Annotated in this window: 27 protein-coding genes and 1 tRNA gene; 15 read left to right on the top strand and 13 right to left on the bottom strand. The window is 64.2% G+C overall.

Translation table 11 applies throughout. From position 1 onward, the window contains the following. Window positions 1-258 precede the first annotated feature (258 nt). Complete coding sequence (locus BB934_RS50430; RefSeq protein ID WP_162299180.1) at window positions 259-2574, top strand: cadherin domain-containing protein; 2316 nt, start codon at window positions 259-261, stop codon at window positions 2572-2574. Between the two features lie 53 nt (window positions 2575-2627). Here the strand turns inward: BB934_RS50430 and BB934_RS21475 are convergent, their stop codons facing one another. Further along, on the bottom strand, window positions 2628-3455 hold the full coding sequence (locus BB934_RS21475) for a protein-L-isoaspartate O-methyltransferase family protein (RefSeq protein ID WP_099513102.1): 828 nt from the start codon (window positions 3453-3455) through the stop codon (window positions 2628-2630). A gap of 84 nt (window positions 3456-3539) precedes the next feature. Here BB934_RS21475 and BB934_RS21470 point away from each other — a divergent pair, with 84 nt between their 5' ends. The 3 genes from BB934_RS21470 to BB934_RS21460 all read left to right on the top strand — a co-directional run bounded on the left by BB934_RS21470 (window position 3540) and on the right by BB934_RS21460 (window position 4510). Further along, on the top strand, window positions 3540-3731 hold the full coding sequence (locus BB934_RS21470; protein ID WP_099511446.1) for a hypothetical protein: 192 nt from the start codon (window positions 3540-3542) through the stop codon (window positions 3729-3731). 8 nt (window positions 3732-3739) lie between these two features. Continuing rightward, window positions 3740-3964, top strand: coding sequence for a hypothetical protein (locus BB934_RS21465; protein ID WP_099511445.1), 225 nt, complete (start codon window positions 3740-3742; stop codon window positions 3962-3964). 117 nt (window positions 3965-4081) lie between these two features. Next, window positions 4082-4510 (top strand): hypothetical protein, encoded by a 429-nt coding sequence (locus BB934_RS21460; RefSeq protein WP_157934250.1) that lies wholly within the window; start codon window positions 4082-4084, stop codon window positions 4508-4510. Window positions 4511-4538: 28 nt separating this feature from the next. Here the strand turns inward: BB934_RS21460 and BB934_RS21455 are convergent, their stop codons facing one another. From BB934_RS21455 to lipB, 3 genes are all read right to left on the bottom strand, one after another. Beyond that, on the bottom strand, window positions 4539-6146 hold the full coding sequence (locus BB934_RS21455; RefSeq protein WP_099511443.1) for a carboxyl transferase domain-containing protein: 1608 nt from the start codon (window positions 6144-6146) through the stop codon (window positions 4539-4541). 229 nt (window positions 6147-6375) lie between these two features. Beyond that, window positions 6376-6750: a hypothetical protein gene (locus BB934_RS21450; RefSeq protein ID WP_099511442.1), complete on the bottom strand. Its 375-nt coding sequence runs from the start codon at window positions 6748-6750 to the stop codon at window positions 6376-6378. Window positions 6751-6840: 90 nt separating this feature from the next. After that, window positions 6841-7554 carry a lipoyl(octanoyl) transferase LipB gene (gene lipB, locus BB934_RS21445; RefSeq protein WP_335645581.1) on the bottom strand — a complete coding sequence of 238 codons (714 nt, stop codon included), beginning with the start codon at window positions 7552-7554 and terminating at the stop codon, window positions 6841-6843. A 272-nt stretch (window positions 7555-7826) separates the two neighbouring features. On the opposite strand from lipB, the gene BB934_RS21440 reads away from it, so the two are divergent. The 7 genes from BB934_RS21440 (at window position 7827) to BB934_RS21410 (ending at window position 14656) form a co-directional block, all read left to right on the top strand. Continuing rightward, window positions 7827-7911, top strand: a tRNA-Leu gene (locus BB934_RS21440). 217 nt (window positions 7912-8128) lie between these two features. After that, window positions 8129-9553 carry a magnesium transporter gene (gene mgtE, locus BB934_RS21435; RefSeq protein ID WP_099511440.1) on the top strand — a complete coding sequence of 475 codons (1425 nt, stop codon included), beginning with the start codon at window positions 8129-8131 and terminating at the stop codon, window positions 9551-9553. A gap of 90 nt (window positions 9554-9643) precedes the next feature. Next, the gene (locus BB934_RS21430; protein ID WP_099511439.1) at window positions 9644-10543 is read left to right on the top strand and encodes a glycoside hydrolase family 25 protein; all 900 of its coding nucleotides are present in this window, start codon (window positions 9644-9646) and stop codon (window positions 10541-10543) included. 220 nt (window positions 10544-10763) lie between these two features. Next, window positions 10764-11936, top strand: coding sequence for an isovaleryl-CoA dehydrogenase (locus BB934_RS21425; RefSeq protein WP_099513101.1), 1173 nt, complete (start codon window positions 10764-10766; stop codon window positions 11934-11936). A gap of 100 nt (window positions 11937-12036) precedes the next feature. Continuing rightward, window positions 12037-12690 (top strand): glutathione S-transferase family protein, encoded by a 654-nt coding sequence (locus BB934_RS21420; protein ID WP_099511438.1) that lies wholly within the window; start codon window positions 12037-12039, stop codon window positions 12688-12690. Window positions 12691-12937: 247 nt separating this feature from the next. Further along, complete coding sequence (locus BB934_RS21415) at window positions 12938-13642, top strand: ribonuclease activity regulator RraA (protein WP_099511437.1); 705 nt, start codon at window positions 12938-12940, stop codon at window positions 13640-13642. Between the two features lie 216 nt (window positions 13643-13858). Then, window positions 13859-14656, top strand: a complete 798-nt coding sequence (locus tag BB934_RS21410; protein WP_099511436.1) for a YdcF family protein — start codon at window positions 13859-13861, stop codon at window positions 14654-14656. A 99-nt stretch (window positions 14657-14755) separates the two neighbouring features. Here BB934_RS21410 and BB934_RS21405 read toward each other — a convergent pair whose 3' ends face one another. Next, the gene (locus BB934_RS21405) at window positions 14756-15034 is read right to left on the bottom strand and encodes a DUF3253 domain-containing protein (protein WP_099511435.1); all 279 of its coding nucleotides are present in this window, start codon (window positions 15032-15034) and stop codon (window positions 14756-14758) included. Continuing rightward, window positions 15027-15719, bottom strand: coding sequence for a DUF599 domain-containing protein (locus BB934_RS21400; RefSeq protein WP_173909482.1), 693 nt, complete (start codon window positions 15717-15719; stop codon window positions 15027-15029). The genes BB934_RS21405 and BB934_RS21400 overlap by 8 nt, the downstream gene beginning before the upstream one ends. 71 nt (window positions 15720-15790) lie before the next feature. Between BB934_RS21400 and BB934_RS21395 the strand changes: the two genes are divergently transcribed. Both BB934_RS21395 and BB934_RS21390 read left to right on the top strand, forming a co-directional pair. After that, entirely contained in the window at window positions 15791-16201 is a 411-nt protein-coding gene (locus BB934_RS21395) for a rhodanese-like domain-containing protein (RefSeq protein ID WP_099511434.1), read from the top strand. A 62-nt stretch (window positions 16202-16263) separates the two neighbouring features. After that, complete coding sequence (locus tag BB934_RS21390; RefSeq protein WP_237050040.1) at window positions 16264-17532, top strand: IS701 family transposase; 1269 nt, start codon at window positions 16264-16266, stop codon at window positions 17530-17532. Between the two features lie 79 nt (window positions 17533-17611). On the opposite strand, the gene BB934_RS21385 is transcribed toward BB934_RS21390, so the two are convergent. The 4 genes from BB934_RS21385 to BB934_RS21365 form a co-directional block, all read right to left on the bottom strand. Next, the gene (locus BB934_RS21385; RefSeq protein ID WP_099511433.1) at window positions 17612-17905 is read right to left on the bottom strand and encodes an acylphosphatase; all 294 of its coding nucleotides are present in this window, start codon (window positions 17903-17905) and stop codon (window positions 17612-17614) included. Between the two features lie 114 nt (window positions 17906-18019). After that, on the bottom strand, window positions 18020-18526 hold the full coding sequence (locus tag BB934_RS21380; RefSeq protein ID WP_099511432.1) for a gamma-glutamylcyclotransferase family protein: 507 nt from the start codon (window positions 18524-18526) through the stop codon (window positions 18020-18022). 293 nt (window positions 18527-18819) lie between these two features. Beyond that, on the bottom strand, window positions 18820-20820 hold the full coding sequence (locus tag BB934_RS21370) for an acetyl-CoA carboxylase biotin carboxylase subunit (RefSeq protein ID WP_099511430.1): 2001 nt from the start codon (window positions 20818-20820) through the stop codon (window positions 18820-18822). A gap of 113 nt (window positions 20821-20933) precedes the next feature. After that, window positions 20934-21347, bottom strand: coding sequence for a hypothetical protein (locus BB934_RS21365; protein WP_099511429.1), 414 nt, complete (start codon window positions 21345-21347; stop codon window positions 20934-20936). 318 nt (window positions 21348-21665) lie between these two features. On the opposite strand from BB934_RS21365, the gene BB934_RS21360 reads away from it, so the two are divergent. Together BB934_RS21360 and BB934_RS21355 are read left to right on the top strand one after the other, a co-directional pair. Beyond that, window positions 21666-22595: a ring-cleaving dioxygenase gene (locus BB934_RS21360; RefSeq protein ID WP_099511428.1), complete on the top strand. Its 930-nt coding sequence runs from the start codon at window positions 21666-21668 to the stop codon at window positions 22593-22595. Window positions 22596-22738: 143 nt separating this feature from the next. After that, window positions 22739-23356, top strand: a complete 618-nt coding sequence (locus BB934_RS21355) for an alpha/beta hydrolase (RefSeq protein ID WP_099511427.1) — start codon at window positions 22739-22741, stop codon at window positions 23354-23356. Between the two features lie 132 nt (window positions 23357-23488). On the opposite strand, the gene BB934_RS21350 is transcribed toward BB934_RS21355, so the two are convergent. The 3 genes from BB934_RS21350 to BB934_RS21340 all read right to left on the bottom strand — a co-directional run bounded on the left by BB934_RS21350 (window position 23489) and on the right by BB934_RS21340 (window position 26632). Beyond that, entirely contained in the window at window positions 23489-24571 is a 1083-nt protein-coding gene (locus BB934_RS21350; protein ID WP_099511426.1) for a PLP-dependent cysteine synthase family protein, read from the bottom strand. A gap of 136 nt (window positions 24572-24707) precedes the next feature. Next, a complete protein-coding gene (locus BB934_RS21345; protein ID WP_099511425.1) occupies window positions 24708-25553 on the bottom strand; it encodes an SGNH/GDSL hydrolase family protein in 846 nt (281 codons plus the stop codon). After that, the gene (locus BB934_RS21340) at window positions 25463-26632 is read right to left on the bottom strand and encodes an OpgC family protein (RefSeq protein ID WP_099511424.1); all 1170 of its coding nucleotides are present in this window, start codon (window positions 26630-26632) and stop codon (window positions 25463-25465) included. Before BB934_RS21340 ends, BB934_RS21345 begins: the two co-directional genes overlap by 91 nt. Window positions 26633-26745 lie beyond the last annotated feature (113 nt).

Here is a 26745-nt window from a genome sequence, read left to right as displayed (position 1 = left end):
GAAGCACTTTAGCCTGCTTAAGGTGTAGCGCCCGGTTTATGGCGGGATCGCGGCGGAGCTTGGGCCGAACACGGCAGGATGTTGAAGGTTTGAGGGTGTTGCTCTGTAGCAACATTTTTGGGACGGGATTCCTGTTTCGGGCCGCGGGATACCCCCTCTGTTTGGGGAGTATACCGGAACGGTACCGCTGACATAATGAGCGTTATTTTGTTTCGGCCCAGCTCGTTTGAGCGGACGGACCATTCGCGAGATCGTGCCATGCCTACGTCCACCCTTTGGGGACCAGAGTTTCACATCAACAGCACTACGGCGTGGGGGCAGTTCGACCCGACTGTCATAGGTCTGCCGGACGGGTCCTTCTTAGCGGCGTGGGCTTCGGCCACAGCTATAGCGAGCAATGGCGGCGAAATCCGCGGCCAGAAATTTGATGCCGATGGGATCGCACTGGGGGAGGAACTGCTTCTCAGCACAACACCGACGGAGTCCTCTATCTCATTTCCAACCATCGCATCCCTCTCGGACGGTCGCTTTGTGGTTGCTTGGGAGTACAGAGCGAGTCCGACGAACTTCCGGGGGGACGTGCGCGCTCGAATTTTCAACCCGGATGGTACGGCCTTTGACCGCGGTGGTCCTGAAGGCATTCAGGATTTTGTCGTGAACTCGACTGTCGGCGATCAAGAGATCCCCTCGATAACCGCCCTGAGTAATGGTGGGTTCGTCGTGGGCTTCGGCGACGACAGTCAGTTCAGTGTATCGGGCAGAGACATTCGTGCGCGCGCCTTCGACAGCAACGGCCAGGCAGTCGGCGATGACTTCGTCGTTAATGGGAGATCTACCGCGGACAGCCAAACCAATTCGGACATCGCAACGCTTAAAAACGGTAATTACGTCGTCGTTTACGAAGACAGCATTGGGCAAGGAGATATTCGAGGCCGCATCTTTACCCGTGATGGACATCCCCTGGCCAGCCCGGAATTTGTAGTGCCCGCAATCCCTGACGGCAGTCAAGCCGATCCGAAGGTTGTTGCGCTCAGCAATGGCCGCTTTGTCGTCTTATGGACCGATGAAAACGGAGATGGATCGGGTCTCTGCGTCAGGGCGCAAATCTTCGAAGCGGATGGCACGAAGTACAAAGGTGAACTCATCGTCAATCAAGCGACTAGTAGCGACCAGATACTAGGCGGAGCGGTCGCGCTTCCGGACGGTGGCTTCGCCATTGTCTACGAAGATCACAGCAGTACCGACGCGATATCCCTGACAACCTTCGACGATGAGGGAGCAAGGGTCGGAAATGAGATCCGCGTCGACATGCCAGAGGGGGAATCGCCGGAACGTCCGATCGTGACCGTTCTCCTGGACGGCAGGCTCACCGTGACATGGCAGAGAAATGCCTCTGATGGTCAAGAGGAGGACATCTATGACAGGGTTGTCGATGCGCGTTTCTCCGCCATCGAACTTCAGGGTACATCTTTCGACGATCATTATATCGGCACCACCTTTAGCGACAAGCTTGGCGGCGCTACGGGTGCAGACCGGCTGCAGGGCGAAGATGGCAACGACACGCTTAACGGCGGCGCGGGCAACGATACGCTCGACGGAGGCGCGGGGAACGATACGCTGGATGGCGGTTCAGGTACCGACACCGCTGTCTTCTCCGGCGCGCGCGCGCAATCCTCGATCACGCACAACACCGACGGCACAGTGACGATCTCGGGGCCGAATGGCGTTGATCTGCTCAAGGACGTGAGGTTTGCACGATTCGACGACGGCGTGGAAATGCTCACCAACGCCGCTCCGACAGCGCTGTCCCTATCGAATGCCACGACGGTCGAGAATGCGCCGATCGGCGCCGTGGTCGGCGCGCTTTCGGCGACCGATGCGGACGGGGATACGATCCGCTACAGCCTCGCGCCCGGATCGAGCTCCGCCTTCGGCGTCCGCGGCAACAGCCTCGTGGTCACCGGCCCGCTCGACTTTGAGACCATGCCCACGCATCAGGTAACCCTCCTGGCGAAGGACGATTTTGGCGGCTCGACCAGCCTGACGGTGACCGTGAGCGTCTCCAACGCCATCGAGACCACGCCGTTCAGGCTCCAGGGAACCGCGCGGACGGATACGCTCTCCGGAGAGGCCGGGCACGACACGATCTTCGGCGCTGCGGGCAATGACCGACTCTACGGCGGCCTGGGAGACGACCGGATCCATGGCGGCACCGGCAACGACCGGCTCTCCGGCGAGGGCGGACGCGACATCTTCGTGTTCGACACCATGCCGAACAAGCGCTCCAACGTCGACCGGATCGACGATTTCAACGTGCGCGACGACAGCATCTGGCTCGAGAACAAGATCTTCACCAAGCTCGGCTCCGGCACGCTCTCCAAGCCGAAGAAATTTTCTTCCGACATGTTCGTGAAAGCAACCAAGGCGCAGGATGCCGAGGATCGGATCGTCTACGACAGGAAAACCGGCGCGCTTTATTACGACCAGGACGGAAGCGGATCCAAGGCGCAGGTGAAGATCGCCATGCTGAACAAGAACCTCGCCCTCACGCACAACGATTTCTTCGTCATCTGAGCGACGACGTATGAACGACGCGTGGCCGGGTCCCCCCCGGCCATCGTTCTGGTTCAACCCACCTCTTCCGACGAGAACCAGACATCGTCGTAGACGGCGAGCGCGCTCGCATCGGGAGAGCGGTCGCGCCGGATCCAGATCGACCGCACCGCCGCGAGATCCGCCTCGGTCGGCAGATTTCTTACCGAGACTTTTTCGGTCGCGCCGCTGCACGAGATGAACCCGACGGTCATCAGCGCTTGCGCGCTGAAGCCATTGTCCTTCCGCGTCACCAGCATCGCCGGTCCCCAGCCCTTGTGCGGCTGCCAGGGAAAGATCAGCCGCCCACCGGGATTGAGCGCCCGCAGCCATTCCACATCGGGCGCCACGACACCCGCGTTCACGTAGACGATATCGGCGCGCGGCAGCGTGCGTCCGAAGGCGGAGGCGGCATGGACCGTCACGTTCGCACGATCCTGCAGATTGGCGACGGCCTGCGCCGCTAGATCGGATTCGTATTCGAATGCCTCGACGCGCCCCCCCGGCTCCACGAGGCGCGCGAGGATGGCCGTGTAATAGCCCGTCCCCGCTCCCACATGGATCACGGTTTCGCCCGGCTGTGGGCTGACCGCATCGATCCAGGCGACATGCAGGGCAGGCTCGCCGTTGTTGATGCCGCGCTCGGGAGCGATGGCGACGAGCACGTTGTCGTAGAGGCTCGCGACGTCGCTCGTCCGCATCCCGACCCCCATGCGGATCACGGTCCAGGGCGGCGGGGGCAGGAACGCCTCGCGGGGGACCGCCGCAAAGGCATCGCCGATCCGGGAATCCGCGACCTCGGCCACGCGCAGGATCTCGGCGGCATAGGCGCGCCGCGCTGCCTCGATATCGGCGTCATCCATCGGCGGCACCGCCATTCCCTCTCTGTTTGGAGAGGACCCTAGGGGAAGAGGCTATGGTAAATGGGGCTTTTCAGGAATCCGCCAATGGCATTTCAGCGCCTTCTCCCCCTCGCTCTGATCCTCGTCATGCCCCTCCTGGCCGCCTGCAATCAGACGGCAGCCCCCGAGGCCGCTCCGGTGACAAGCGGCGTTTCCGGCCCGTCCCCCGGTCTTCCCGGATCGAGCGCCATCGCCGCCATCATGGATGTGCAGCAAACCGTGCCCAGCACAGCCTGACGGCAACGATGGCCAATCACGCGGCCTCGCTCGATCGCACCGGCCTCTCCGCCTATGCCACCAAGGCGATGTACGAGGAGCAGGCGCGGGTCGAGCAGCAGAAGATGCAGCGCATGATCACGGAGTTCGACAAGCTCGTCGAAGAAGCCGAGGCGCTGGGAGAACTCCACGAGAGCATGGAGCGGCAGAAGGCGAGCAGCAGTGCCGCATCGCGCCGCAAGGCCAGGCCTTGAGTGAATCGTTCTGCAAGACCTTAGGGCGAGATTCTACAGCATACCTCTGTGTTCAGAGAGGTTTCCGAATATAATCATATGCTAAGACATGGGCGTGGTTCACCCAGGGACATGCCCATGATGTTCCAGCGCTTGACACTTCTCGCTTCCCTAACTGTTCTTCCCCTGCTTGCAGCCTGTACGCAAACGACGGATTCTTCCCCTGCAACTCCTGCACTCGATCCAGCAGTCGTGGGACCGGGCGCCCAGGCAGCTCTCGAAGATGTTGAGCGCACGCGGGAAAAGCACAAGGAGCAGGCCACCACCATGGCCGTCCTGAGCTTCTTCGATCCGATCGGCATCACCGCGCTTGCAAAGCCGGCGATGGAGGCAGAGCAGCGCAAGGAGATCGACGAGAAATATCAGCGCGTCGAGGAGGAGCTGCGAAAGACCATCGCCGAGGTCGAGGCGGCGAAAGCTTCGAACCCAAGGAAGGGCAAGGCAGCCGCCAAACCGAAGAAGCAGGAAAGTTCAATGAAACCGGCGGAAGAAGCGCAGGCGGAATAACCTCACCGCTGTCGGGAAGGCGCGTCCCCTACATCCGGAACACGCCGAACTTCGTCTCCGGCACGGGCGCGTTGAGCGTCGCAGAAAAGGCAAGCGCGAGCACACGGCGCGTCTCCGAGGGCAGGATGATGCCGTCGTCCCACAGCCGCGCGGTGGCGTGATAGGGCGAGCCCTCTTTCTCGTACCGGTCGCGGATCGGCGCCTTGAACGCCTCCTCCTCCTCGGCGCTCCAGGCCTTGCCCTCGCCTTCGATATTGTCGCGCCTGACGGTTGCGAGAACGCTTGCCGCCTGCTCGCCGCCCATCACCGAGATACGCGAGTTCGGCCAGGTGAAGAGGAAGCGCGGGGAATAGGCGCGCCCGCACATGCCGTAATTGCCGGCCCCGAAGGAACCGCCGACCAAAAGCGTGATCTTCGGCACCTGGGCGCAGGCCACGGCCGTGACGAGCTTGGCGCCGTCCTTGGCGATGCCGCCGGCCTCGTATTGCCGGCCGACCATGAAGCCGGAGATGTTCTGCAGGAAGAGCAGCGGGATGCGCCGCTGGCAGCACAGCTCGATGAAATGCGCGCCCTTCACCGCGCTCTCCGAGAACAGGATGCCGTTATTGGCGATGATGCCGACCGGCATGCCCCAGATCCGGGCGAAGCCCGTCACCAGCGTCGTGCCGTAGAGGCGCTTGAACTCGTCGAACTCCGAGCCGTCGACGAGGCGGGCGATCACTTCGCGGATGTCGTACTGCTTCTTGAGATCGGTCGGCACGATCGCGTCGAGATCGTCGATGGCGTATTTCGGCTCGACCGGGTCGGAGAGGTCGATGTCGATGCTCTTGCGGGTGTTGAGCGTGCCGACGATGCGGCGCGCGATGGCGAGCGCATGCACGTCGTCGGTGGCGTAATGGTCCGCCACGCCGGAGAGCCGGGCATGTACCTCGGCGCCGCCGAGATCCTCCGCCGAGACCACCTCGCCGGTGGCCGCCTTCACCAGGGGCGGCCCGCCCAGGAAGATGGTGCCCTGGCGGCGCACGATGATGGTCTCGTCGGACATGGCCGGCACATAGGCGCCGCCCGCCGTGCACGAGCCCATGACGCACGCGATCTGCGGAATGCCGAGGGAGGACAGGGTGGCCTGGTTGTAGAAGATGCGGCCGAAATGCTCGCGGTCGGGAAAGACCTCGGTCTGATGCGGCAGGTTCGCGCCGCCGGAATCGACGAGATAGATGCAGGGCAGACGGTTCTCACGCGCCACTTCCTGGGCGCGCAGATGCTTCTTCACCGTCATCGGGTAGTAGGTGCCGCCCTTGATGGTCGAATCGTTGCAGACGATCATGACCTCGCGGCCTTCGACCCGGCCGATGCCGGTAATGATGCCGGCGCCGTGGATCGCATCCTCATACATGCCGTGGGCGGCGAGCGCGCCGAGTTCGAGGAACGATGCCCCGGGGTCGAGGAGGCGCGTCACGCGCTCGCGCGGCAGGAGCTTGCCGCGGGCGAGATGCCGCTCGCGCGCCTTGGCCGGCCCGCCTTCCGCCACCGCCTGCCGCTTGGCCTGGAGATCCTGGGCAAGCTCGGCCCAGGCGGCGCGATTGCCCCGCGCGGCGTCCGAAGTCAGATCGGCAGATGTGGCGATGACGGGCACGGCGCAGGTCTCCCTTGGTTCTGGTTTGGGCTCAAACCCGCGAATGGACGGGATGGCCTGAACGTCAGTACTAGCGCATCGTGCGGAAAAGTGGCCCCGGTTTTCCGCGCCGAACGATGCGCTCACCAAGAAAAAGAAGCATCGGATGAATCCCAAAAGTGCATTCCACTTTTGGATCCGATGCTTCGGAACTAGGGAAGCTGCCCAACTGGTTCAGCAGGCTGGTGTGTCAGCCTTTCGCACGAATGACCACGTCCTCGCGGACGCCCGGACCGCAGCGATAGGCGATGCCGCGCACGAGCGACCAGTCGTGGGAGACCTGCTGGAGATAGAGATGCGTGCCGCCGAGGGCGACGGTCGCCTGCAGCATGTCCTGCGTGGCGTGGCCGAAGGTCGAGCGGCCGAGGGTGACGCCGAAGCCGATATTGACGGGCGTATGGGTTCCCGGCGTCGTCGGCGTCACGGGGCTGACCTCGCCAAGGCGCGTGCAGACGCGGATATCCGCCGGCGAATCGACGATCTTCACGAGTTCCACCGGGTCGGGCCGGTAGGCGCAGGCCGAGGCGGCAAGAGCGACGAGGGAGGCAAGAAGGACGCGTTGCATGGAGGTTCCGCCAACAAATCAGCCGTTTGATCCAGCTTAGAGCATGAAGAGCGCTTGGGGAGAAGCCTTGCCGTATCCGTTGCGAAAAACCTAGGCTCCGTGGCTGAAGAGCAACGGTATCGTCGCCTGCTCGGTCGGCCCGAAGATCTCCTCGAAGGTCCGGCGCATGGCAGCATCCACCTCCAACATGGTAACGGGGATGCCGAGATCGACGAGGCTCGTCACCCCATGCTCCGTCACGCCGCAGGGCACGATGCCGGTAAAGTGCGAGAGGTCCGGCTCGACGTTCAGGCTGATGCCGTGGAAGGTCACCCAGCGCCGGACCCGGATGCCGATGGCGGCGATCTTGTCCTCCGTGGTCTCGCCCTTGTCGGGGCGGCGCACCCACACCCCGACCCTGTCCTCCCGGCGCTCGCCGCGGATGTTGAAGGAATCGAGGGAGGCGATGATCCAGGCCTCCAGGGCCGTCACGTAGCGGCGCAGGTCCGGCGCGCGGCGGTGCAGATCCAGCATCACATAGGCCACGCGCTGGCCGGGGCCGTGATAGGTGTACTGCCCTCCCCGCCCCGTTCGGTGGACCGGGAAACGGTCGGGCTCGACGAGGTCCGCCTCCTTGGCCGAGGTTCCCGCCGTGTAGAGCGGCGGGTGCTCCACGAGCCAGACCATCTCCCGCGCCTGCCCGGCAGCGATCGCCTCGGCGCGGGCCTCCATGAAGGCGACCGCCTCTTCATAGCCGACCGGCTCGTCCGTGACCGCCCACTCGACCGGTTCGGAATCGGTCTGCGGATGGAAATGAACGGCCAAGCTGTCTCGCAGGTTCGACACCGATTCACCTTGGGTTTGCGGGGCGCGGAGCGGCGACGCTCTGCCCCTCGAAGGGGCGCGGTCCGTTCCCACGCCCCAGGAAACTTTTGGCTTATATAGTCGTCACAGAGGCTTATCGCCTATCCCATCCTCGGCAGCCGAGGCATTCCCTCCGCTCAATCGCCGCAAGCGCCATCCAGGGGGTTGCGGTGCTCAAATCGATCTGCTAGAGCGGCGACCTCTTCAGGAAAACCAGTCCTGAAACCGAGTTCGCGGTCATGGCGGAATTGGTAGACGCACTACCTTGAGGTGGTAGCGGGGAGACCCGTGGAGGTTCGAGTCCTCTTGACCGCACCAACTTTCGGCATTCGCGTGCCGAACAGGTTGACGAAAAAGGCCCCTTCAAGGGGCCTTTTTTGTTGGCTATTTCTGCCCACAGCTCCGGCACTTCGAACCCTCACCCGTAGCTGGCAGAATCGGCGAAAACGAATTCCTCGACAAAGTCTTTTGGGCGCATTGCGTGGACCGGCATGCGCACCTAAAAGGCGGGCAACCCACCTTCAGAGGACGGCTGATGCTGGAAGTCGAAGACAAGACGCCGCTTCCGACGCCCGATGGGCCTGAAACCGAAACCCCGGCCTTCCGGGACGAGGAAGGCGAGCTCAATCCGGAATTCCTCGCCGCCGCCGCCGATGCCATCGAGGCCTCGGAGGTCGAGCGCCTGCAGAAGCTCGTCGAAGACTTCCACGAATCCGAACTTGGCGACCTCCTCGAAGCACTCGAGCCCGATCAGCGCCCGCGCCTGATCGAGCTTCTCGGCACGTCGTTCGACTTCGCCGCCCTCACCGAGGTGGACGAGGCGGTCCGCGAGGAGATCCTCGAGGAGCTCGAGACCGCCACTGTCGCGGAGGGCGTGCGCGACCTCGATTCCGACGACGCGATCACCATCCTCGAGAGCCTTCCGGAAGACGAACAGGCGGAAGTCCTCGACCAGCTGCCCGCCATCGAGCGCGTCGCGCTCCAGCGCTCCCTCGACTACCCGGAAGACAGCGCCGGGCGGCGCATGCAGACCGAGTTCATCGCCGTGCCCCCATTCTGGACTGTCGGGCAGACGATCGACTTCATGCGCGAGACCGAGGACCTGCCAGAAACCTTCTACGAGATTTTCGTCATCGATCCCGCCGCCCACCTGCTCGGCTCGGTGCCTCTGGACCGGCTTCTGCGCTCCAAGCGCCCGGTGACCATCCAGGACGTCATGAACGCCGAGCCCGACCGGGTCGAGGCGACCGAGCAGCAGGATGAGGTCGCGCGCCTGTTCGAGCGCTACAACCTCGTCTCGGCCGCCGTGGTGGACGATGCCGGCCGCCTCGTCGGCGTCATCCTCGTCGATGACATCGTCGACGTTCTCGAAGAAGAGGCCGATGCGGACATCAAGCAGCTCGGCGGCGTGAAGTCCGACGAAGAGCTCTCGGACACGGTCCTCTACACCCAGAGAAGCCGCTTCCCCTGGCTGTTCGCCAATATGTGCACCGCCTTCCTGGCCGCGAGCGTCATCAGGCTCTTCTCGGAATCCCTGGAACGGATGGTGGCGCTTGCCATCCTGATGCCCATCGTCGCCTCCATGGGCGGCAATGCCGGCACCCAGACCATGACGGTCGCCGTCCGCGCCCTTGCCACGCGCGAGCTCGGCCGCGCGAATGCCTGGCGCATCATCCGCCGCGAGGCGGCCGTCGGCCTGCTCAACGGGCTGGTCTTCGCCGTCATCCTGGGGACCCTGGCCGGCCTGTGGTTCCAATCCCCACAGCTCGGCATCGTCATCGGCCTTGCGCTCATCACGGTGCTGGTCTTCGCGGCGCTCGGCGGGATCTTCGTCCCCTTGACCCTCAACCGGTTCGGCGTCGACCCGGCCGTCTCGTCGGGACCCTTCGTCACCAGCATCACGGATATCGTCGGCTTTTTTGCCTTTTTAGGTATCGCAACGGCCTGGTTTCATCTGTAAGCTCGAGTCGCGCCACGCTCGTAAGAGCCTGTTAACGCTCTTCCGGCATCTCTGGTGCGGTCCCGTTTTGCGTACAATACAGTTGAACCGATGAAGACTCGACGCCGCTCCTCCAGCCGCTCCAAGAGTTCCGGCCTGAAGACATTCGTCCAGGCTGCCCGGTTCGGCGCGCTCGCCGCGATCGCGCTGGGGCTCGCCTCCTGCGCCGTCTTGCCCTCGGCGAGCCGCTATCCCACCAAGGGCGACGCCCGTCCCCACGAAGGTGTCGCAACCGCCCACCGGCTGCCGATCCATGGCGTCGACATTTCCAAATGGCAGGGCGATGTCGACTGGGCTGCCATGCGCCAGGCCGGCACCAAGTTCGCCTTCATCAAGGCGACCGAGGGCGGCGATCACATCGACAGCAAATTCCACGAGAATTGGTGGGAGGCCAAGAAGGCCGGCGTGCCGCGCGGCGCCTACCATTTCGTGTTCTGGTGCCGCCCGGCCCATGAGCAGGCGGCCTGGTTCAAGCGCAACGTGCCGCAGGATCCGGACGCCCTCCCCCCGGTTCTCGACGTGGAGTGGAACGGCCAGTCCGTGAACTGTCCCAAAAAGGTGCCGCGCGAGCAGGCACTCGCCATGATCGACGTGATGCTGCGCGAGATGGAAGCGCATACGGGCAAGCGGCCGATCATCTACACCGACATCACCTTCCACAAGGAAATCCTGGAAGGCGAGTACAACGATTATCCCTACTGGATCCGCAGCACCGCGGCCGAGCCCCAAGTGCGCTACAACGACCGCCGCTGGACCTTCTGGCAATTCACGACCACCGGCCGGGTGCCGGGCGTGAGGGGCGATGTGGACCGCAACACCTTCTACGGCACGGAGAACCAGTGGCGCATGTTCGTCCAGAGCGCCTGCGATCCCCGCGACCACGGACGCCTCGGACCGCGGGGCGTGTGCCGCAACATGGATGCCGTGCAGACCGCGAGCATCGACGAGTAGTCCGCTTTTCCGGTTCGAGCAATCAGGCTCCCCACCCGCCGCGAGGGAGCCTTTTGTTTTGATCGCTCCGACCAATTGCTGGTTCGGGAAAAGCGCCCATTTTCTTTCCCGAACGATCCGGCCTTGATAAGGACAGCAATGCTGACCAAAATGGTCGGACAAAACATGCTCCGTCGCGTTTCCGGATCGCGGGACGCCGAATGGAAGTGGGAGGACGATGATGCTGCCGAACGCCGCCAAGGGCTTCAATTTCGATCTCGGCGAGACCGCCGAGGCTATCCGCGAGACCGTGCGCGACTTCGCGCAGGAGAAGATCGCGCCGCGGGCGGAGGAGATCGACCGCACCAATGTTTTCCCGCGCGATCTCTGGCCTCAGATGGGTGACCTCGGCCTCCACGGCATCACGGTCGAGGAGGAATACGGCGGGACGGGCCTCGGCTATCTCGAGCACGTGATCGCCATGGAGGAGGTTTCCCGCGCCTCCGCTTCGGTCGGGTTGTCCTACGGCGCTCATTCGAATCTCTGCGTAAACCAGATCCGCCGCAACGGCAATGAGGAGCAGAAGCGCCGCTATCTGCCCAAGCTGATCTCGGGCGAGCACCTCGGCGCGCTCGCCATGTCCGAGCCGGGCTCGGGCTCCGACGTGGTCTCCATGCGCACCCGCGCCGAGAAGCGCGGCGATCGGTACGTGCTCAACGGCAACAAGATGTGGATCACCAACGGCCCCACTGCCGACACCCTGGTGGTCTATGCCAAGACCGATCCGGAGGCGGGCCCCCGCGGCATGACCGCTTTCCTGATCGAGAAGGATTTCAAGGGCTTCTCGACCCACCAGAAGCTCGACAAGCTCGGCATGCGCGGCTCCGATACCTGCGAGCTGGTTTTCGTGGATTGCGAGGTGCCTGAGGAGAACGTGCTCGGCCATGTCGGAAAGGGCGTGAACGTGCTCATGTCCGGCCTCGATTACGAGCGCGCCGTTCTGGCGGCCGGCTCCACGGGCATCATGCAGGCCTGCATGGACGTGGTGCTGCCCTACATTCACGAGCGCAAGCAGTTCGGCCAGGCCATCGGCGAGTTCCAGCTCGTGCAGGGCAAGGTCGCCGACATGTACGTGACCATGAATGCGGCCAAGGCCTATGTCTATGCGGTCGCCAAGGCCTGCGACCGGGGCGAGACGACTCGCGAGGACGCCGCCGGCGCCATCCTCTTCGCCGCCGAGAACGCCACCAAGATGGCGCTCGACGCGATCCAGCTGCTCGGCGGCAACGGCTACATCAACGACTACCCGACTGGCCGCCTGCTGCGCGATGCCAAGCTCTACGAGATCGGCGCCGGCACCAGCGAGATCCGGCGCATGCTGATCGGGCGCGAGCTGTTCGCCAAGACGGGCTGAACCGATTAATGACCGAGTCGACCGCCGTCATCGCGGCGGTCCTTTCCGTTCGCGCGAAACCATCTACACTTAGGAACGGATTGCCAGCCGCGAGGCCCCGATGACCCTGAAGCTCTATGCCCATCCCTTCTCCTCGTACTGCCAGAAAGTGCTGACCGCGCTGTACGAGAACGGCACGCCGTTCGCGTATCGCATGCTCGGCGAAGAGCGCACCGATGCCGAGCTGGAGGCGCTCTGGCCCATCAAGCGCTTTCCCGTGCTCGTGGACGATGACCGCACGATCATGGAGGCCATCGTCATCATCGAGCATCTGGGGCTTTATCATCCGGGCCCGGTGCGGCTGATTCCGCAGGATCCAAAGGAAGCCCTCGACGTGCGGCTGATGGATCGCTTCTTCGACAACTACGTCATGACACCGATGCAGAAGATCGTCTTCGACTGCATCCGCCAGGAGAAGGATCGCGACCCCTGCGGCGTCGCCGAGGCGCGAGCGATGCTCGACAGGGCCTATGGCTGGCTCGACAAGACGCTCGCCGGGCGCGAATGGGCGGCAGGAGCATCGTTCAGCGCCGCCGATTGTGCGGCGGCTCCGTCGCTGTTCTATGCCGACTGGGTCCATCCGGTCGGCGAGGCTTATCCACGGGTTCGGGATTATCGACAAAAACTCCTCGCCCGCCCGTCCTTCGCGCGGGCCGTCGACGAGGCTCGGCCCTACCGCCATTTCTTCCCGCCGGGAGCGCCGGATCGCGATTGATGAGCGGCAGGCAATGTCCGTGAATAGCCCTCCTCCCCCTTGTGGGGAGGAGTTGGAGGTGGGGGTGTGAGCGATAGCCTATCAAGGTCTGGCGCCGGCACCCCCACCCTGGCCCTCCCCACAAGGGGGAGGGAAAAGATCTCGGCATCTCAGCGTGAAATGTCGGCAATTGATGAGCCGGACTCTGAGGTGGCGCTCATTCGGTCGACCCGTTATGAACCCCAGGTCGCACCATCAGGAAACAGCCATGACCCTCGACAAGACCATCGCCGATGCCCTGCGGGCCGCCTCCACTGCCACGATCACCACCGTGCTGTTGAAGAAGGGCGTCCGCCGCTGCTGGATGAAGGGGCCGATGCCGGCCTTCAATGCCACGGACAAGATGGTCGGGCGCGCCTTCACCCTGCGCTTCGTACCCGCCCGCGAGGACCTCGCGACGCCGGAATCCTGGGCCTCCCCCACCTCCACCCGCGCCGCCATCGAGGACATGCCGGAAGGCTGCATCGCCGTGGTCGATTCCATGGGCGTCACGGATGCCGGCATCTTCGGGGACATCCTCACCGCCCGCATGAAGAAGCGCGGCGTCGCCGCCCTGATCACCGACGGCGCGATCCGCGATGCGGTCGGCGTCGAGGGCACGAACCTGCCGGTCTGGTGCGCGGGCGTGGCGGCTCCTCCCTCCGTCGCCGGCCTGACCTTCGTCGGCTGGCAGGAGCCCATCGGCTGCGGCGGCGTCGCCATCTTCCCGGATGACGTGATCGTCGCCGACCGCGACGGCGTCGTGGTGATCCCCGCCGCCATGGTGGAAGAGGTCGCCAAGGCCGCGGTGGCTCAGGAACATTACGAACTCTGGGTCATGCGCGAGGTCGAGAGGGGCGTCCCCCTCCCCGGCCTGTATCCGCCGAACGCCGAGACCAAGGCCCGCTACGAGGCGGAGTTGAACAAGGCGTAAGCCGGCAGCGCTTTATATGTCCTCATCCCGCGCGCCATGAAGCACAGGCGCATTCTCCCTCCCCCTTGTGGGGAGGGATCAAGGGTGGGGGTGTGAGCGATAGCCTATGAAGGTCTGGCGCCAACACCCCCACCTCCAACTCCTCCCCACAAGGGGGAGGAGGGCTTTGGTGGAGCTTTGCGGGAGGTCGTCAGGACTCAAAAGTAAGGACAGCCGGTGTTCTACACCCTCTCGAAAATCGCGTGGTTCTTCGCCACGCCATCCAACCTTCTGGTCAGCCTCATTCTCCTCGGGCTGTTGCTCGCTCTCTTCAAGCAGGTGAGGCCCTTCGGCATCGGCCTGAGCATCGCCATGACACTGGCGACGATCACCCTCGGCCTGTCGCCCATCGCCAGCTATGTGCTCACCCCGCTGGAAGAGCGGTTTCCGCCTTTCCGCGACGACGGCAGGCCTGTCGACGGGATCGTTCTGCTCGGCGGCTCCGTCGAGGCGGCGGATTCGGCCTCCCGCGGCACGATCGTCTCCAATGAATCGGCGGAGCGCGTACTCGACACGATCCAGCTCGCCCATCGCTATCCGAAGGCCCGCATCCTCATTTCCGGCGGCGGCGGGACTGTCTTCGGGGATGGGGCCGCGGAAGCCCCCATCGTTGCCGCCTATCTGAAGAGCGTTGGCATCGATCCCGCGCGCATCCTGGTGGAGGATCGCTCGCGCACCACGGCTGAGAACGCGATCTATTCGCGCGAGCTGGCGAAGCCCCGCGAAGGCGAGCGCTGGCTTCTCGTGACCTCCGCCTGGCACATGCCGCGCGCGGTCGGCGTGTTCGAGAAGGCTGCGTTTCCCGTCACGCCCTACCCGGTCGATTTCCGCACCGGCGGAGGTCGGAATACGCACCGCCCCTTCGCCTTCGTCTCGGAGGGACTGAGGCGGCTGGATCTCGGCACGAAGGAATGGGCCGGTCAGATCGGATACTACGTCACCGGACGCACGGCGCGGCTCTTTCCCGATTCTTAAAAGTCCGGCTCGTAAATTTCTCACCTCATCCTGAGGAGCAGCGCAGCTGCGTCTCGAAGGATGAGGGCTCGGAGCGGTGCCGAATATGGGGCGACATTTTCAGGTCTCTGCTTCCGGTGGCAGCGCCAGCCGGTAGGTGCCGCGAAAATCGTCGGGATCGACCGGGCGTCCTTTCCGCAGGATCACGATGCGTCCCTCCTTCATGAGGCGCACCGCCACCTTTCGGACCGGCTGCATGAGCGGCCCCCATCCGTCCGGCTGATTGCCGCCGATGGCCTGGGCCACATCCGCCGGCCCGATGGTCTTGCCCGGGCCGCGCTCCTCGAGAAGAGCGAGCATGGCGGTCTCCAATTCCTCAGGCGTTGCGTTCCTAGACATCGTTTCGGCCCATGGCTGCGTCATGGGCGTCCGACAAAAACTGGCGCCGCCACATGACGAGAAGGACACCGGCTGTCGCCCCGATGAAGAGATACGCGCTCACGAACCAGCCGAGATAAGCGAGCGAGAAGAAGAAGGCGCGCTGGCCGCGGTTGAAGTGCTTGCCGGCAACCGCATTCATCGCTCCGGCCTGGCGCGCGACAGCAAGCGCCTCCTCGCGGCTCGATTCCCGCAGCACCGGCACCGCGCCGACGATGATCGCCATGTAGTTGAACAGCCGGTACGACCAGGCGAACTTGAAGAAGGCATAGACGAAGATCACCGCCAGACCCACCACCTTCACGTCCCAGGCCAATCGCGTCGGCGGTGGGCCGAAGGGCAGGTCCGCGAAGACGGGCAGGACCGAGTCGGTGGATTGCAGCAGCGCCAGCACGCCGCCGATGGCGATCAGCGATGTCGAGGCGAAGAAAGCGGTTCCGTTCATGAGCGAAGCCATGATCGTGGTGTCGACGATCCGGTTCTCGCGCACCACCATCTGCTCCATCCAGCGATAGCGGTACCCGTTCATCATCTTGTTGAGGCTTCTCTGACCCGCCGGCGTGAGTTCGACGGTGGCGTGGTAGCCGAGCCACGCGATCAGGAAGAAGGCCAGCGCCACGAAATCGAGATTGGTGAAACCCAGCACCCGTGAACTCCCGTTGACTCCACCACCATCATGCCCAGTTTGTTGAGGGGCTCATAGGGGAAAGACCATCCATGCCTCAGACCATTACCCGCGGCTACAAGACATTGCTCGACGAGGCCAATGCCAAGATCGAGACGCTGCCCGCCGCCGACGCGATCGCCCTGCACGGCCGCGAGGACGTGGTGTTCGTCGATCTGCGCGATCCGAGGGAACTCGAGCGCGAGGGCCGCCTGCCCGGCGCCGTGCATTGCCCGCGAGGCATGCTGGAATTCTGGGTCGATCCCGAAAGCCCCTATCACAAGCCGGTCTTCGCCCAGGACAAGACCTTCGTGTTCTTCTGCGCGGGCGGCTGGCGCTCCGCGCTCTCCGCCGCAACGGCGCAGGATATGGGACTGAAGCCCGTCGCCCATGTGCAGGGCGGCTTCACCGCGTGGAAGAAGGCCGGCGGCCCCATCGATGGCGGTGAGCCGCCAGAGCTCTAGCACTACAGTTGCACGCTGCACAGGCGCCCTAATTACCTCCTGATCTGATACAGGAGGCTGCCATGTCAGGCGTGGCCATCGAGCAGATGCTCGAACTCTGGTGTGTGGAGTTGCGTCAGGTCAAAGCTGATCTCAAACTCCAGTTTGCTCATCCCAGTGTCGCGGCCTCTGCGGCCGCCTTCCTCGACGGTCTGCTCGGGCCGGAGCGGCGCAAGACCGGCTGGATGCGGGCGGAAGCCGCCGGTGATCCGGGACCATGGCGCCAGCAGGCGGTGCTCGGGCGCAGCCACTGGGACGCGGATGCTTTGCGGGACATGGTGCGCGACTATGCGCTCGAGACGCTCGCCTCTCCCGGAGCGGTACTGGTGATCGATGAGACCGGCTTTCTCAAGCAGGGGCAGAACTCGTGCGGGGTGGGACGCCAGTACACTGGGTCAGCCGGCAAGATTGCCAGCTGCCAGATCGGCGTGTTTGCCGCTTACGCGTCGGACAAGGGCTGCGCCTTGATCGACCGCCAGCTCTATCTGCCCAAGGACTGGACGACGAAGCCCGAGCGCCTGGCCACGGCTCACGTGCCCGATGCGATCCGCTTCGTCACCAAGCCGCAGATCGCCGCCGCGATGATCGAGCGGGCCCTGGCGGCCGGCGTACCGTTTGAGTGGGTGGCCACCGACACCATCTATGGGGCCCTGGCCATGCAGCTGCGCCGAGCTGGCAAGGGTTACGTGCTGGGCGTTCAAGCCACAGACCGCTTCAATTCCTGGGACAAGAGCCCGCCGGTGGCCGGCACGGCCGCGACGATTGCACAGGGGCTTGCTCCCAAGACCTGGCAGCGTCTGTCGGCCGGGATCGGCACCAAGGGGCCGCGCCTGTATGATTGGGCCTATGTCGCGTTGGCCGATCTCGAGGCCGAGGAATTCAACGAGGCGCTGACCGGCCTGTGGACGCGCGGCCTGCTGATCCGGCGCAGCATCAGCGATCAGGATCTGGCGTTCTTCTCAACCTGGTGCCCGGCCGGCACACCGATGGAGACCCTGGTGCGGGTGGAGGGCCAGCGCTGGGCGATTGAGGATGCGTTCGAGACCGCGAAGACGGAGTTGGGGCTGACGCACAATGAGACGCGTTCGTGGCACGGTTGGCATCGGCATGTGTCGCTGGTGATGCTGGCGTTTGCCATGATGACGGTGGTGCGTGAGCACGCCAACCGCCTTACCTCACCCCAAAAACGAAACGACGAAGCCCGACTGCAGCGCTGGTATGCTGGTCTGTCCAGGAAATCCGCCGGGTCGCCACACGTCTCCAGCAGCGCCGGATCGAGCCTGCCTTCGTGATCGCCTGGTCCGCGTGGCGACGAGCGCATCAGGCCATGGCGCAAGCCTCACATCGCAAACGAAAGGTGCAACTGTAGTGCTAGACCGTTCCCCGGATCTCGAACCGGCCCGAAGGCTCGCCCCCCGGCGGATCCCCCTCGATGACCTCGACCCTATCCACCCGCGATCCGGCTGGTCCCTCGTGGCAGGCTTTCAGCATGATGTCGACGAGATTGCCGGGTCCGGAAAACACCGCCTCGACCGCGCCGTCGCGCCGGTTGCGGACCCATCCGCAAAGTCCGTGGAGTTGCGCCTGGTGCTGCGTCCAGGCGCGAAAGCTCACGCCCTGGACGAATCCCTGGATGAGAACATGGACATTACGGCTTTCGGTCATCTGTCCTCAGCGGTGGGTGTGGCGGGCATCCCTGTAGCGTTCGGCATATTCGTCGTCGAGGGTCTGGATGATACGCTCCCCGTTCTGCGGGTCCACCCTGCTCGGAGGATGGTCTCAGCGGGTCTTTCGGATCGTTCCCGAGGGAGCGTTCCAGAGGGGCCGGACCTTGGGACCTTGCGCGGCCGGAGCCGAGTTCTGCGTCCTGGGCAGCCAGATGCCGAGGCTCTTGATGTAGTCCGCCGGCAGGCCTGCATGCTGGGCCGCTTCCACCACCCCTTCCATGTAGCCGAGAAGCGGTGTGCCTGGCTTGTCGCTCCGTCCGATATAGACCACGGCCCGGCGCGGCCCCCGCTCCGTCACGACCGGCTGCACGACCTTGCTGTAGAGGCCCGTCGAGAGGCTCTCGTAGCGGTCGAGGGACGGAACGTCGGCGAGCGCCAGATCCCAGACCATGCCCCAGACCGCGCGCTGCGGATCGCGCACCACCGAGGCATAGCCTTCCTCGAAGATCATGAAGCGGTGGCGCATCAGCCGCCCGATGCCGACCGGCTTCGAGGCCGGGCAGCGCTGGAGCATGGCGGCTTGGTCCATGTTGGACCCATAGGCGAAGTAGAGGGGCATGGGCTGTCTCTGTTACCTTCTCATGGCCTATCGTGAGAGTCCGGCAAAAAGCTGATGCCCTCGCCAGGCGAGGCGCTGGTTCACCTCTCCTTGAGGGAGAGGTCGACGCGCGCCAGCGCGGCGGGTGAGGGGTTACGCCTTATCCGGATGGACCTGTGCCCCCTCACCCTCGCTGCGCTCGACCTCTCCCCACCGGGGAGAGGTATCGCTGCGGCAGCCTCAGCGCTGAACTAAAAGAGCATGGCGCTGACCTCTACTCCCAAGAGAACAATGGGGGCTTGGTGACGCTCCCCTCAGGCAAACTCCATGATCACCGCATCGACGGCGAGGCTGTCGCCCTCCTTGGCGTGGATCTTCGAGATGGTGCCGTCGCGCTCGGCGCGCAGCACGTTCTCCATCTTCATGGCCTCGACGATGCAGAGCGGCTCACCCACCTTGATATCCTGCCCGACCGAGACGTTGATCGCCTTCACCAGCCCCGGCATCGGGCACAGAAGCTGCTTGCCCGTATCCGCCTCCAGCCGCTCCGGCATCAGGGCGGCGAGCTCGGCCTCGCGCCTGGTATAGACCCGCACCTCTGACGAGGCGCCGGCATGGGAGAGAACCGCGCCGTTGAGGATCGGCCGCACCTGGACGGCGATCTCCTCGCCGCCCACCGTACCGGTCCAGACCGGCTGGCCGGGCAGCCAGCCCGAGACGATGGGCCAGGCCTGACCGTCGATGACGACGGCAAAACCGCCCTCGATATCCTCGATCACGACCTCATGGCGTTCCTGACCTAAGAGCACGACGCGCTCGCGGTCGAACTGCACGCTGGAGGCCTGCCGCATCTGGCCGGAAATGTGCCGCTTGCGCTCGTTGAGCAGGTGATCGATGGCGGCGCCGACGGCGGCCATGCGCAGGGCTACATCACCCTCCGGCGCCGGCGCCTTGAACCCCTGCGGGAACTCCTCGGCGATGAAGCCGGTGGAGAGCTTGCCCGACTGCCAGCGCGGATGCTGCATCAGGGCTGAGAGGAAGGGGATGTTGTGGCGGATGCCGTCGATGGCGAAGGCGTCGAGCGCCGTCGCCTGGGCCTCGATGGCCTGCAGGCGGGTCGGCGCATGGGTCACCAGCTTGGCGATCATCGGATCGTAATAGATCGAGATCTCGCCGCCCTCGTAGACGCCGGTGTCGTTGCGCACCGTCACGCCGTCGGTCTCGCCCTCCTGCGGCGGACGGTAGGTGACGAGGCGGCCCGTCGAGGGCAGGAAGTTGCGCACCGGGTCTTCCGCATAGATGCGGCTTTCCACCGACCAGCCGTTGAGCTTCACATCGGACTGCGAGATCTGCAGCTTTTCGCCGGCGGCGACACGGATCATCTCCTCGACGAGATCGATGCCGGTGATCATCTCGGTCACCGGGTGCTCCACCTGCAGGCGGGTGTTCATCTCGAGGAAGTAGAACGACTTGTCCTGGCCGGCCACGAATTCCACCGTGCCGGCACTGTCGTATCCGACCGCCTTGGCCAGCGCCACGGCCTGCTCGCCCATGAGGCGGCGGGTGGCCTCGTCGAGGAGCGGCGACGGGGCCTCCTCGATGACCTTCTGGTTGCGTCGCTGGATCGAGCATTCGCGCTCGCCGAGATAGATCACGTTGCCGTGCTTGTCGCCGAGCACCTGGATCTCGATGTGGCGCGGATCGGTGATGAACTTCTCGACGAAGACCCGGTCGTCGCCGAAGGAGCTTGCCGCTTCCGACTTGGCACGGGCAAAGCCCTCGGCGACCTCGCCCGCGGAATAGGCGATGCGCATGCCCTTGCCGCCGCCGCCGGCGGAGGCCTTGATCATGACCGGATAGCCGATCTCGTCGGCGATGGTCACCGCCTGCTCCGGCCCCTCGATCACCCCGAGATAGCCTGGGACCGTCGAGACCTTGGCCGCGGCCGCGGCCTTCTTCGATTCGATCTTGTCGCCCATGGCGGCGATGGCGCCAGGATTGGGGCCGATGAAGACGATGCCGGCTTCGGCCAGCGCCTTCGGGAAAGCCTCGCGCTCGGACAGGAAGCCGTAGCCGGGATGGACGGCCTGGGCACCGGTGGCTTTGCAGGCCTCAATGATCTTCTCGATGACGAGGTAGGATTGGGCGGCCGCCGCCGGGCCGATATGGACGGCCTCGTCGGCCATCTCCACGTGCAAGGCGTCCCGGTCGGCATCGGAATAGACGGCCACCGTCTTGATGCCCATGCGCCGGGCGGTCTTGATGACCCGGCACGCGATCTCGCCCCGGTTCGCAATCAGGATCTTGTCGAACATGAACCTCGAACGCTCCACCCAAACAAATTAAGCCCCACCTCCGTTACTGCACATCGGTGCCTTGGGGAAGCGGGGCTTGTTTCAGCATTTAGCGTTAGAGCGGAAGGCGGCCCTCAGGCGGCCATCTGGGAGAGCCGCGCCTGCTGGCGCCCGCGCATGATGAAATCGAGCAGCGCCACGTCCACATGCCCGGCCTCATCGAGGATCGCGTAGGCGATGTTCATGGCGTTCGGCGACGGACCGCTGACGTCGAGAACGGTGGCGAGCCAGAACGCATCGTCGTTGCTCACGACCCCGTGCGGCAGCCGCTTCCACACGACGAATTCGACGACCAGCTTCGTGAGGATACAGCCCCAGCTCTCGGTGCCGCTCGCGACGCGGTCGAGCGCCAGCAGGGATTCGACCTCGAGACGGCTGGTAATGCCGCAATCCAGGATCTCATCCTGAAGTCTCTTCACGTCATCATCCGACACACGTTGTGTATCGGTGATCCTGTCGATGAAATCGCGAAGTTGATCCTTCATCATCCGCTTGACTCCCGCCGGCTTTTCTTTGGCTTACTGCCGGTTACCCGCTTGTCTGGAAGGAACTCTCACACGGATGCCAGGGCTAAACCGTTAACGCACCATGCTGAATCGCCGTTGAGGTTAAGCCTTGTTGAGAGACTTTGGTTGCTGGATTCTTGCCATTCCGGATTCGCGAGGAATCACGAGCATTTGCCGGCGCGGACGCTCTGGCTTTGCAATCCCGCAAGGTCGCCCTTTCCGCACTTCACCGGCCGTCGGTGGTACATATCTCCCTGCCAAGCGACGCAAATCCGCGTCAGCCCGTTAAGGAACACTCCCATGCGGCACCACGGTATCCACCACGTCACCGCCATCGCAGGCCCCGCCCGCCGCAACCTCGATTTCTACACCCGCGTGCTCGGCCTGCGCCTGGTCAAGAAGACCGTGAACTTCGACGATCCGGGCACATACCACCTCTATTTCGGCGACGGCCTCGGACAGCCGGGCTCGATCCTGACCTTCTTCCCCTGGGAGCACGTCGCACCCGGAAGAAACGGCATCGGCTCGACCCAGGAAACATCGTTCCGCGTTCCCGAGACGTCCCTGGGCTACTGGGCGCACCGCTTCATCGAGCAGGGCGTCGAGCACGGCAAAGTGGAGAAACGCTTTGGGCAGAGCGTCCTGACCTTCAAGGACCCGCACGGCACGAGCCTCGCCCTCGTCGGCACGCCGAATGCCGAGAGCGAACCCGCGTGGACGGTCGAAGGCATCCCGGCGGAGCATGCCATTCGCGGCCTTGAGGGCGTCACACTCCTCGTCGAGAACGGCGAGCGCACGGGTGCGATCCTGACGGACGTGTTCGGCTTCAGCGAGACGGCCCGGGACGGCTCCCTCGTCCGCTACAAGACGGATGCTCTCATCGGCGGCACCGTCGATATCCGTAGCGCCGGCGGCTTCCTGCCGGGCCGGATGGGCGGCGGCTCCGTGCATCACGTGGCCTTCCGCGCGAAGGACGATGCAGACCAGGCAGAGATGGTGAAGAAGCTCGCGGAGACGCATGGCATCCAGACCACGGAGCAGAAGGACCGCAACTACTTCCGGTCCGTCTATTTCCGGGAGCCGGGTGGCATTCTCTTCGAGATCGCCACCGACGAGCCGGGTTTTGCGGCGGACGAACCGCAGGACAGCCTGGGCGAGGCCTTGAAGCTTCCGGCTTTCCTGGAAGCTCGGCGCAGCGAGATCGAGGCGCACCTGCCGGAACTGGCATAAATTAGTCCTCTCCCCTCTGCGGGAGAGGGTGACCTGCAAAGCAGGTCGGGAGAGGGGCGGGATTCATTCGATCACTTACCCTCTCCCGGCTCACTTTCGTTCGCCACCCTCTCCCGCAGAGGGGAGAGGGAAAAGAGGAACCCATGACCGAACTGTCCTTCGTCCACCGCTATGAACCCGCTTCGGATCCGAAGCGCCCCCCTCTCCTGCTGCTTCACGGCACCGGCGGCGACGAGAACGATCTGTTGGGTCTCGGCCGCACCATCTCCCCCGGCTCCGCCCTGCTCTCCCCGCGCGGCAAGATCCTGGAGAACGGCATGCCGCGCTTCTTCCGCCGTCTCGCCGAGGGCGTGTTCGACGAGGAGGACGTGAAATTCCGCGCGAACGAGCTTGCAGACTTCGTCGCCGAGGCGCGCAAGGCCTATGGGCTCGAGGCGCCCATTGCGGTCGGATTCTCCAACGGTGCCAACATCGCTGCCGCCATGCTGATGCTGCGTCCCGAGGCGCTTTCAGGCGCCGCGCTGCTGCGGGCCATGGTGCCGCTGTCAACCGCGCCGCAGGCGGACCTCGCGGGCAAGCGGGTGCTGATGATCTCGGGCGCCATGGACCCGATCATTCCAGCGGAAAACAGGAAACGGTTGGCCGCATCGCTATCCGCGTCCGGCGCCGAGGTTCAGCACGAGACGCTGCCGACGGGCCATAACCTGTCGCAGACGGACCTGCAGCTGCTGGTGAGGTGGTTTGCCGAAAACGGCAGGTAAGAGGCTTCCTCAAGCACCGCCCTCATCCTGAGAAGCAGATGCAGTCTGCGTCTTGAAGGAGCTTCCAGAGAGCACTGGATCCTCCTTCGAGACGATCGCTCCGCGATCTCCTCAGGATGAGGGCATTAGGTGTTATCGGCCGATCCTCAAAATCCCCGTCTCGAAGAACCGCTCCATCGCCTCCTCGGCCGGCTTGATGTCAATCCCGCGAGAGGCAAGCCAAGCATCGTCGAAATGCGTGCTGCGGTAGCGTTCGCCTGAATCGCACAGAAGCATCACGACGGATCCTGTCTCGCCTTTTTGCACCATCTCGCCGACGATCTGCGCCACCGCCCAGAGGTTCGTCCCCGTGGAGCCGCCGCAGGAGCGGCCGATGCGGCGGGAAAGGACGCGTGCTGTAGCGATGCTCGCCGCATCGGGCACCGCATAGGCGCGATCGATCAGTTCCGGCACGAAGGACGGCTCGCAGCGCGGGCGACCGATACCCTCGACCACGGAGGGCGGCCCTGAGACGCTGCAGACGGCCCGATCCGCCAGATGGCGATGGAACACCGAGGCCTCCGGATCGGCGAGGCATAGCCGGGTCGGCAGGCGGCGGTAGCGGATGTAGCGCCCGAGCGTCGCCGAGGTGCCGCCGGTTCCCGCCCCCACCACGATCCAGCTCGGGACCGGATGCTCCTCATGGGACATCTGGCTGAAGATCGATTCGGCGATGTTGTTGTTGCCGCGCCAGTCCGTTGCCCTCTCGGCATAGGTGAACTGGTCCATGTAATGACCGCCGAGTTCCTCGGCTAGGCGCGCGCTTTCCGCGTACATCTCGGCCGGGGAATCCACGAAATGGCTCTCGCCGCCATAGAAGGCGATCTGCGCGATCTTTTCCGCTGAGGTGGAACGCGGCATCACTGCGATGAAGCGCAGGCCCAGCATCCGGGCGAAATAGGCTTCCGACACGGCGGTCGAGCCGCTGGAAGCCTCGACGATGGTCGTCTCCTGCCCGATCCAGCCGTTGCAGAGCCCGTAGAGAAACAGCGACCGCGCCAGCCGGTGCTTCAGGCTGCCCGAGGGATGGGTCGATTCATCCTTGAGGTAAAGCTCGACGCCCGGCGCCGCCGGGAGCGGTACCCGCAGAAGATGCGTATCCGACGAGCGGTTGAAATCCGCCTCGATGGTCTGGATGGCGGTGGAAACCCAGGAGCGGTCGCATGGGGTGATCATGGCAGGTCTCGGTCCGGCTTCGAAAGGCGTCCGGATCGGACAGGCCCGAGCCGGAACATGGTCGGAGAAACGCCTTATCGAGGTCGGTCGCGCAACGCAATGGCGTGCCGGGTCGTCCGTCAAGGACGGTCCGATCTCAGGGCTGCGCAGCGACAGTAACGGCCATGCCGGGCGCGATCTCGGACACGGCCATCGGATAATGGAGGCCGTCGGCAATGAGCTGCGCAAGGCAATCGTAGCCGCGATCGCCCATATGGAACCCGTCGCCCGACAGCATCGAGCCGAGGATATCCGACGAACGCTCGCTCCAAGCCTTCATCAGCTTGTAGCGCGAAAAGACCGGCACCTGCTCGGCAGCAGCTGTCGCACCGACGAGGCTTACGAACCGCTCGTAGCGGCCGAGATCCTTGATTGCCGGATAATATTGCTGATCGACGAGGATGACCTCGACGCCGAGCACCTGCGCGGCATCGATTCCCTGTTGCAGGAGCGCCGAGAACCCGGCCTCGTCGCCTCCCTTGACGGCATCGTTCGTGCCGACCTGCCAGATGACGAGGTCCGGCTTGCTGGCCTTCAAGGCCGCTTCGAGACGCCCGATGGTCTCCGTGATCGTCTCACCACCCTTGCCCGCATTTTCGACGGTGACGGTGCCGTTCCACGCCTGAATGAGGTCAGCCTGGAGCTGGGCCGGGTAGGAGAAAGCCGGGGAAGAGGCTCCGATCCCCTCGGTCGACGAGGATCCGATGGCGAGGATGCGCACCGGCTCATGCCGCCTGAGCCGCAATGCGACGCCCTCAAGCTTCACCGGAGACGAGAAGGTCGGCTTGGACGCATGGCAGACGGCATCCTGCGCGAATGCAGGGCCGCCGATGCCGACGAGGAGAATAGACGCTAGTGCGGAAGCCGCCCGGACGATACCGACACGAGGCCAGATTTTCCGACCCGCTCCGATCGGGGAGCGGTCGAGCCCTTCTTTTTCCATTCGAGATATCGTGCCAGTAGGAGGAGTCCGAGGATACCGAACACCGTGAATACCATACCGAAGATATGGGGACTAGCAGAGGACTTCACCGCCGCGAGCGTCATTGTGACCTCCCCGAGCGCGCTCAGGATGGAGCCTGCGGCGAAGACCGGCAGGGAGTAGCGCCCGAGGCGCATCATCTCCGCCCCGATGGCGGTTCCCTGCAGGACATGCCCAAAGCGAAGCTGCGTGACCACGTAAGCCAGGGCCAGGAAGTGAAGCATGCGGCCGAGGCCGAGGTCGCTCTTGACGAGATCGACCGTGTTGAAGGCGCCCCAGAGCAGGTTCGGCGCCAGGCCGAACCCATTCATCATGATGACGAAAGAGGCGACTAGGAGGACAATCGAGCTGATGAATGCCGGACGCCAATAAGGAATGCTCCTCAGTCGCGAGAGGAGCGGTCCTGCAAAGATGCCGAGCGTGAACAGCAGCTGCCACGCGAAGGGATTGAAGAACCACCTCCCCGGCTCGGGCCAGCTTGGCAAGGCCAGCACGTCCGCACGGGCGAGCAGATAGACCCCGATCGACACGGCAGCCGCCAGGGCCACGTGGATCCGCAGCAGGATCATGGCCACCGGAGCCCAGAGCATGAGAGCGATGTAGAGAGGGAGAATATTGAAATAGCCGAGCTGGTGTCCGAGTAGGAGAACACCGGTGACGCCGCGCGCCGTATCCTCGAACACGGCGCTGCGGCCGTGAGCCTCGATCATCATGATGTCGTCGCTGATCACGTAGCCGACCGAGAACAACGCGATGGCAGCACCGGTCATGATCAGGTGCATGCGATAGAGCTCGAGCGAGCGCCGGAAGCATCGCCTGACAATATCGAGCATGCCGCTTTGAGCCAGCTTCGGAAAATAGACGAGTGCAACCGACAGGCCGGAGATGAAGACGAAAGCCTCTGCTGCATCGGAGAAGCCGTAATTGCGCGGGGTCAGATGCTCTAGAATGTTGCCTGGAACATGGTTCACGAAAATAATGACGAGCACGAGCCCTCGCCAAAAATCGATCACGGTGTTGCGGCCTCCCGAGGCGTGCATTCCCAACCCTCGCAGCTTTTCGGATGACGGCAGAACGCCGGAAAACGGCAGTGGATCCGAGAATCGTCATCAACTCTTCGAGACGGATTCGGTCCTTGAGTTCGGTATTTCAG

The organism is Microvirga ossetica (genome assembly GCF_002741015.1).
GTDB classification, from domain to species: Bacteria; Pseudomonadota; Alphaproteobacteria; order Rhizobiales; family Beijerinckiaceae; genus Microvirga; species Microvirga ossetica.
This window is presented reverse-complemented; position numbering and strand designations above follow the sequence as displayed.